Consider the following 8046-nt stretch of genomic DNA (forward strand, 5'->3'; position numbering starts at 1 on the left):
TCGTCGAGGTGCGCCGACTCGAACGCTACCGGGCCAAGCTGGGCCTTGTCCTCGTCCTAACGTCGCTACCGGTCGTTCTGGCCGCCTGTTCCACCGAGGCTGAACCACCGCGGCCGGTGACCGAAACGAAAGGACCGGCGGGCCCGGTTCCCGCCGGTCTGGAAAAGTTCTACGCGCAACCCCTGAGCTGGGGCGACTGTGCACCCTACGCCACCACGGCGAGCACCAAGACGGCCTTTGGGGTGAAGGGCGTCGAATGCGCCCGGCTCACCGTGCCGCTCGACTACGCGCAGCCACAGGGCGAGACGATCACCGTCGGCGTGCTCCGGCACCGGGCCGAAGGCGGCGAGCGGATCGGGTCGCTGCTGGTCAACCCCGGTGGCCCCGGCGCGTCCGGCATGGCCGCGGCGGCCGGTATGACCGAATCCTCGGCCGAGCTGACCGCGCGCTTCGACCTGGTCGGCTTCGACCCCCGCGGGGTCGGCGCGAGCCGGCCGCAGGTGCGCTGCCTGACCGACGCCGAACGCGACGCCGAACGCGCGGACGACATCGAGTCCGACGGCTCGCCCGCCGGAGTGGCGCAGCAGGAAGCCGAGAACCGGACCTTCGCCGAGCGCTGCGCCGAACGCACCGACCACCACGCCGCCATGCTCGCCAACGTCGGCACCAGGGACGTCGTCAAGGATATGGACGTGCTCAAGTCCGCGCTCGGTGACGCCGAGCTGTCCTACCTCGGCTACTCCTACGGCACGCGCATCGGCTCGACCTACGCCGAGACGTTCCCGCAGAACGTCCGCGCGATGGTGCTCGACGGCGCGCTCGACCCCGAGCAGGACGCGGTCGAATCGCTGGTCGCGCAGGGGGAGGGCTTCGGCAAGGCGTTCGAGGAATTCGTGCGGTGGTGCGTGGCCGAGCAGGACTGCGCGCTCGGCAGCGACCCGGCGGGCGCGACGAAGGCGTACCAGGACCTGACCCGGCCGCTGATCGACAACAAGGCCGCGGCCGGCGACGGCCGCCTCCTCTCCTACGAGGACGCGACCACCGGCACCGTGCAGGCGCTCTACACCCAGCAGCTGTGGGACACGCTGAACAGCGGCCTCAACGCGTTGAAGAGCGGCAACGGCGGCACGCTGATGAAGCTCGCCGACACCTACAACGAACGCGGGGCGGACGGCCGGTACTCGACCACGCAGGACGCCTTCACCGCGATCCGCTGCGTGGACGACCCGCGGGTCACGGACAAGGCGAAGATCCTCGAAGCGCAGGAGCGGTACATGCAGGTCGCGCCGTTCCTCGACGACGGCAGGCCGGACGGCGCCCCGCTCGACTCGTGTGCCTTCTGGCCCGCGCCGAACACCTCCGAACCGCACACTCCGAACGTGGAAGGCGTGCCCCCGGTCCTGGTGATCTCGACGACGAACGACCCGGCGACCCCGTACGAAGCCGGGGTCAACCTGGCGAAGGCGATGAAGGGCGCGCTGCTCACCTTCGAAGGCACCCAGCACACGGTGTTCCTGCAGGGAAACACCTGCGTGGACAAGGCGGGCGAGGCCTACCTGGTGGACGGCACCCTGCCCGCGGAGGGCACCCGCTGCGCGGGCCGGTGAATCGATCTTCACCCGGCAGGGTGCTGCCGTCGCACTGCGCCAACCGGGGAGTAAGTGGCACGATTCGGTCGTGTTCCCGTTCCGCTCGGTAATCGCTGTTGTGCTGCCCCTCGCCCTGGTCACCGCCGCGTGCTCGGCCGAGGAAGCGCCGAAGACCCCGCCTCCGGTGGTGGTGGAGTCCCGGACGCCGGCCCCGCCGCCCGACCCCCTGGCGGGCTTCTACGCGCAGCAGCTCGCCTGGGGTGCGTGCGCGCCGTTCGCGACCGGCGAGGACAGCAGAGCCGCCTTCCGCGTGCCCGGCCTGGAATGCGCCCGGCTGAGCGTGCCGCTGGACTACGCCGAGCCGGAAGCCGAGAAGATCAGCATCGGCGTGCTCCGCCACCGGGCGGCGGGGGAGCGGATCGGCTCGCTCGTGCTCAACCCGGGCGGGCCGGGCGGCTCCGGCATGGTCGCCGCGGCGGGCATTTCCGTCCAGGCGGCCAAGGGCGAAGTCGGCAAGCGGTTCGACATCGTCGGCTTCGACCCGCGCGGGGTCGGCGCCAGCGAACCCCGGATCCGCTGCCTGACCGACGCCGAACGCGACGCCGACCGCGCGGACGACGCCGAAACCGACGGCTCCCCGGAAGGCGTGGCCAAGCAGGAGACCGAGGCCAGGGAGTTCGGCGCGAAGTGCGCCGAACGCACCGAGCACGGCACCGCCATGCTGGCCAACCTCGGCACCCGCGACGTGGCCAGGGACCTCGACCTGCTGCGGGCCGCGCTCGGTGACCAGCAGCTGACCTACCTCGGCTACTCCTACGGCACGCAGATCGGCTACACCTACGCCGAGGCGTTCCCCGGCAAGGTGCGCGCGATGGTGCTCGACGGCGCCGTCGACCCGGCGCAGGACCAGCTCGACGGCAACCTCGCGCAGATCGCCGGCTTCGGCAAGGCGTTCGGCGAGTTCGCGAAGTGGTGCGCGGAGCAGCCCGACTGCGCGCTCGGCCGTGACCCCGAAGGCGCCACGAAGGCGTTCCAGGACCTGACCCGGCCGTTGATCGAAAACCCCGTGCCCGCCGGTGACCGGAAGCTCACCTACGAGGACGCCGGTACCGCGGCGATCCAGGCGCTGTACTCGCAGCAGCTGTGGAAGCAGCTCAACGCCGGGCTGGCCGAGCTGGCCCAGCAGCGCGGGGACAAGCTGATCGCCCTCGCCGACCAGTACAACGAGCGGGCCGCGGACGGCACCTACGGCACCATCCAGGACGCGTTCACCGCGATCAACTGCGTGGACAACCCCAAGACCACCGACAAGAACCGCATCGCCGAGGTGCTGCGACGGGGCAACGAGGCGGCACCGTTCCTGGACGACGGCAGGCCGGACGGCGCCGCACTCGACACCTGCGCCTTCTGGCCCGTGCCGAACACCTCCGAACCGCACACGCCGAAGGTCGACGGTGTGCCCCCGGTCCTGGTGATCTCGACGACGAACGACCCGGCGACGCCGTACGAAGCGGGCGTGAACCTGGCGAAGGCGATGAACGGCGGCCTGCTCACCTTCGAGGGCACCCAGCACACGGTGTTCCTCCAGGGCGTGCCCTGCGTCGACGACGCCGGTGCCGCCTACCTGATCAGCGGCACCCTGCCCCCGGAAGGTCTCCGCTGCACCGCGGGCTAGGTGGTCGACGGCGCCGGCTGGTTCGGCGCCGTCAACGCCAGTTCCAGCATGATCGCGCCTTCGTTCGCCTGCCGCGGCGGCACCTGCAGCCACACCCGCGCCAGGTTCCGCGTGGCCTCCTGCTCGACCCAGAACTTCACGTCCACGTCCGCCTGGATCGACGGCACCACCGACGAGACGACCTCACGCGGCACCTTGCCGGTCACCCGGTAGGTCGGCACCTCGCCGAGCCGCTCCTTGCCCTCGGTCTCCAGCGAGGTCGCGCCGTTGAGCAGCCGGGGCAGCCCGCGTGAAGCGTCCAGCAACGTCGTCGGCGTGAACGCGGGCGGCGGCTGGGTGCGGGTGGCACCCTGTGGATCGGTCAGCGTCAGGGTCTGCCCGTCCAGCTGGAACTGGTAGTCGATGCGGTCGTTCGCCTCCTGGACCCCGGCTCGCCCGCGGGCACCACCGGCCCGGTTCGCGTCCCCTTCGACGTCGAGGACCTCGAGCCCTTCGAGCATGCCGCTGATGCCGAACTTGAAGTGCACCGTGTCCAGCCGTCCGACCGCCGCGGCCGCTTCCCGCACCAGCCCGGTGCCGTCGGGCAGCGGCCCGCTGGTGTCCGGCGAACCGGCGCACCCGCCCAGCAGTCCGGTCAACAACAGCAGCCCGAGCAGGCGGCGCGAGAACATGCTGCCCACGTTAGCCGTTTCAACCACGCGCGAAGGTGCGCCGGTAGGTCAGCGGGGCCACGCCGATCGCCGCGTTGAGGTGCTGCCGGAGCGAGGCCGAGGTGCCCAGCCCGGCTTCCTGCGCGACGCGGTCGATCGGCAGCGTGGTCTGCTCCAGGAGGTGCCGCGCGTGCTTCACCCGCTCCTGGATCAGCCACGCCCGCGGGGAGAGCCCGGTTTCCGCGCGGAACCGCCTGCTGAAGGTGCGCACGCTCATCCGCGCGTGCTCCGCCAGCGTCGCCAGGTCCAGCGGTTCGCTGAGCCTGCCCAGCGCCCACGCCCTGGTCGCGGCCGTGCTCCCGGCGCCTTCGTCGGCCACCGGCCGGTCGATGTACTGCGACTGCCCGCCCTCGCGGAACGGCGGCACCACGCTGTAGCGCGCCGCGGTGTTGGCCACCTCGCTGCCGTGGTCCGCACGCAGCACGTGCAGGCACAGGTCCACCCCCGCGGCGAGCCCGGCCGAGGTCAGCACGTCACCGTCGTCGACGAAGAGCACGTCCTCGTCCACCTCGATCTTCGGGTACAGCGCACGCAGCTCGTCGGCGTACGCCCAGTGCGTGGTCGCCCGCCTGCCGTCGAGGAGACCGGCCGCACCCAGCACGAACGCACCGGTGCAGATCGACATGATCCGCGTGCCCGGCCGGATGAGCGCGAGCGCCGCGGCGATGTCCGCGGGCAGCGTGCCCTCGTACCGCGGCCCCCGCGCGCGCGTGCCGGGGATGATCACCGTGTCGGCCTCGGCCAGCACCTCCGGACCGTGGTCGAGCACCGCGGTGTACCCGGCGCTGACCCGCACCGGCTGGTCGTCGATCCCGCAGACGCGCACGTCGTACAGCGGCTCGCCGTCGCGCTTCGCGGTGCGGAACAACTGGGCCGGGATCTGCATGTCGTACCCGACCACCTCGTCGATCGCCAGCACGGCGATCCGGTGGGGTTCGGCCATGGCCGGATTCTTTCACATATTGGCGCTCAGGCCACTAGTTAGGACCGCGAAGTGTCATGAAACTGGCCTGGTGACTCAACTCCAACTGCGCCTCCGCCGCCCGCACCGGGCGTGGGTGGTGGCGGCCGTCGCCTTCGTGACCCTGATCGGTGCGGCCGGCTTCCGGTCGGTGCCCAGCGTGCTGATCGACCCGCTGCACGCCGAGTTCGGCTGGGCCCGCGGCACGATCGGCGCCGCCGTCTCGATCAACCTGGTGCTGTTCGGCCTGATCTCCCCGTTCGCCGCCGCGCTGATGGACCGGCTCGGCATGCGCCGCGTGGTCGCCTGGGCGCTGACCCTGGTCGCGGCCGGCAGCGGGCTCACCGTGTTCATGACCGCGTCCTGGCAGCTGCAACTGCTCTGGGGCGTGCTGGTCGGCGTCGGCACCGGTTCGATGTCGATGGCCTTCGTCGCCACCGTCACCGGGCGCTGGTTCGTGCACCGCCGCGGCCTGGTCAGCGGCATCCTCACCGCCGCGGGGGCCACCGGCCAGCTGATCTTCCTGCCGCTGGTCGCCTCGCTCGCCACCGAGTACGGCTGGCGCACCGCCTCCATCGTGGTGGCCATCGCCGCGCTCGCGGTGGTGCCGCTGGTGGTGCTGTTCCTGCACGACCACCCCGCCGACCTCGGGACCACGGCCTACGGCGGCGAATCCGGGGTGGCCGCCACCCCGGTCACCGGCAGCAGCGCCGCCCGTGCCCTGCGCACCCTGCGCGACGCCGCCCGCACGAAGACGTTCTGGCTGCTCGCCGGGGGGTTCGCGATCTGCGGGGCGTCGACCAACGGCCTGGTCGGCACGCACTTCGTCAGCGCCGCGCACGACCACGGCATGCCGCACACCACCGCGGCCTCCCTGCTCGCCCTGGTCGGCATCTTCGACGTGGCGGGCACGATCCTGTCCGGCTGGCTCACCGACCGGGTGAACCCGCGGATCCTGCTCGGCGCCTACTACACGCTGCGCGGCCTGTCGCTGATGGTGCTGCCGTCGCTGTTCGCGCCGGGCGTGGAGCCGAGCATGTGGGTGTTCATCATCTTCTACGGCCTGGACTGGATCGCCACCGTGCCGCCGACCGTGGCGCTGTGCCGCGAGCGGTTCGGCGACGCCGCGCCGATCGCGTTCGGCTGGGTGTTCGCTTCGCACCAGGTGGGAGCCGCGCTGGCGGCCTTCGGCGCCGGCCTGACGCGTGACCTGCAGGGCAGCTACGACCTGGCCTGGCTGGTGGCGGGCGGCCTGTGCGTGCTCGCCGCGGTGATGTCGATCGCGGTGCCCCGCCTCCGGGTGTCGTGAAACACGCCGTTAACACGATCCGCATAGGGTGCGGCCATGGATCGCCAGCAGGAGTTCGTGCTGCGCACGCTTGAAGAACGGGACATCCGTTTCGTGCGGCTCTGGTTCACCGATGTGCTCGGGTTCCTCAAGTCGGTGGCGGTGGCGCCCGCCGAGCTGGAGGGGGCGTTCAGCGAGGGCATCGGCTTCGACGGGTCCGCGATCGAGGGGTTCGCGCGGGTCTACGAGTCGGACATGGTCGCCAAACCCGACCCGGCCACCTTCCAGGTGCTGCCGTGGGAAACGCCCGAGGGCGCGCCGTACTCGGCACGGATGTTCTGCGACATCGCGATGCCGGACGGCTCGCCCTCGTGGGCGGACCCCCGCCACGTGCTGCGCCGCCAGCTGTCGAAGGCGGGCGAAGCCGGGTTCACCTGCTACGTGCACCCCGAGATCGAGTTCTTCCTGCTCTCGACCCTGCCCGACGACGGCACCGAGCCGGAGCCCGCGGACAACGGCGGTTACTTCGACCAGGCCAGCCACGCCACGGCCACGCACTTCCGGCGCCACGCCATCGAGACGCTCGAGGCGATGGGCATCTCGGTGGAGTTCAGCCACCACGAGGGCGCGCCCGGCCAGCAGGAGATCGACCTGCGCTACGCCGACGCGCTGACCATGGCCGACAACGTGATGACCTTCCGGTACGTGGTCAAGGAGGTGGCGCTGACCCAGGGGGTGCGCGCCACGTTCATGCCCAAGCCCTTCACCGACCAGCCGGGCTCGGGCATGCACACCCACGTCAGCCTGTTCGAAGGCGACCGCAACGCCTTCTACGACCCCGAGGACCCGCACGAGCTGTCGGACACCGGCAAGGCGTTCGTGGCCGGCGTGCTGCACCACGCCAGGGAGATCTCCGCGGTGACCAACCAATGGGTGAATTCCTACAAGCGCCTGATCAGCGGTGGCGAGGCACCGACGACCGTGTCGTGGGGCCGGTCGAACCGGTCCGCACTGGTGCGCGTGCCGATGTACTCACCCGGTAAGGCGTCCTCCCGACGGGTGGAGATCCGCACCCTGGACTCGGCGTGCAACCCGTACCTGGCCTACTCGGTGATCCTCGCCGCCGGTCTGAAGGGCATCGCCGAGGGCTACGAGCTGCCCGCTCCCGCGGAGGACAACATCTGGTCGCTGTCCGACGCCGAGCGCCGGGCGGCCGGGTACAAGAACCTGCCGCAGAACCTGGGTGAGGCGCTGACCGAGATGGAGCGCTCCGAGCTGCTGCCCGAGGCGCTCGGCGAGCACGTCTACGACTTCTTCCTCCGGAACAAGCGGGCCGAGTGGGACAACTACCGGAGCGCGGTGACGCCGTACGAGCTGCGAACCCTGCTCCCGGTGCTCTGACCTGCGCAAACGGCGTTAAGGTACCCCCCTGTTCCCGGGGGGTTGGGGACCAGGTAATCTTCTCTTCGTCGCCAGGGAGCGAGCCAGGGCCGAGCGGGGGTTGACTCCGCGAGCCGGACCGGGTAACGTACTGCGACGGCCCCCAGGATGGGAAGCCAACCCCAACGACTACGATCGAAGCGGTTGGCTGTACTTTGCCCTGGAGGTACTTGCCAGACAATTTAGTGTGTTGCTTGAGAACTCAACAGTGTGCTAGTGAACTAAGCCAGTAGAGCTTATATGAAACCCCCTCGTCGGGGTTTCCTTTGAGATGTATTTCGAGTTATCGATCAAATTCATTGTTGGAGAGTTTGATCCTGGCTCAGGACGAACGCTGGCGGCGTGCTTAACACATGCAAGTCGAACGATGAAGCCCTTCGGGG

At 70.4% G+C, this 8046-nt stretch carries 6 protein-coding genes and 1 rRNA gene; 5 read left to right on the forward strand and 2 right to left on the reverse strand.

Annotation, left to right across the window (positions count from 1 at the left end):
• Positions 1–38 precede the first annotated feature (38 nt).
• Together AC07EG_RS37160 and AC07EG_RS37165 are read left to right on the forward strand one after the other, a co-directional pair.
• Positions 39–1607 carry an alpha/beta hydrolase gene (locus AC07EG_RS37160; protein ID WP_478257964.1) on the forward strand — a complete coding sequence of 523 codons (1569 nt, stop codon included), beginning with the start codon at positions 39–41 and terminating at the stop codon, positions 1605–1607.
• Between the two features lie 100 nt (positions 1608–1707).
• Positions 1708–3264 carry an alpha/beta hydrolase gene (locus AC07EG_RS37165; RefSeq protein ID WP_478257957.1) on the forward strand — a complete coding sequence of 519 codons (1557 nt, stop codon included), beginning with the start codon at positions 1708–1710 and terminating at the stop codon, positions 3262–3264.
• Here AC07EG_RS37165 and AC07EG_RS37170 read toward each other — a convergent pair.
• On the reverse strand, positions 3261–3935 hold the full coding sequence (locus tag AC07EG_RS37170) for an LppX_LprAFG lipoprotein (RefSeq protein WP_478257958.1): 675 nt from the start codon (positions 3933–3935) through the stop codon (positions 3261–3263). The genes AC07EG_RS37165 and AC07EG_RS37170 overlap by 4 nt on opposite strands.
• A 19-nt stretch (positions 3936–3954) precedes the next feature.
• Entirely contained in the window at positions 3955–4917 is a 963-nt protein-coding gene (locus tag AC07EG_RS37175; protein WP_478257959.1) for a GlxA family transcriptional regulator, read from the reverse strand.
• Between AC07EG_RS37175 and AC07EG_RS37180 the strand changes: the two genes are divergently transcribed.
• The 3 genes from AC07EG_RS37180 to AC07EG_RS37190 form a co-directional block, all read left to right on the forward strand.
• Positions 4916–6244 (forward strand): MFS transporter, encoded by a 1329-nt coding sequence (locus tag AC07EG_RS37180; protein ID WP_478257960.1) that lies wholly within the window; start codon positions 4916–4918, stop codon positions 6242–6244. The genes AC07EG_RS37175 and AC07EG_RS37180 overlap by 2 nt on opposite strands.
• Before the next feature lie 36 nt (positions 6245–6280).
• Positions 6281–7624 (forward strand): type I glutamate--ammonia ligase, encoded by a 1344-nt coding sequence (gene glnA, locus AC07EG_RS37185; protein ID WP_478257961.1) that lies wholly within the window; start codon positions 6281–6283, stop codon positions 7622–7624.
• 338 nt (positions 7625–7962) lie between these two features.
• Positions 7963–8046, forward strand: a 16S ribosomal RNA gene (locus tag AC07EG_RS37190); the annotation flags it as partial.

The organism is Amycolatopsis sp. NPDC045836 (assembly GCF_056431745.1).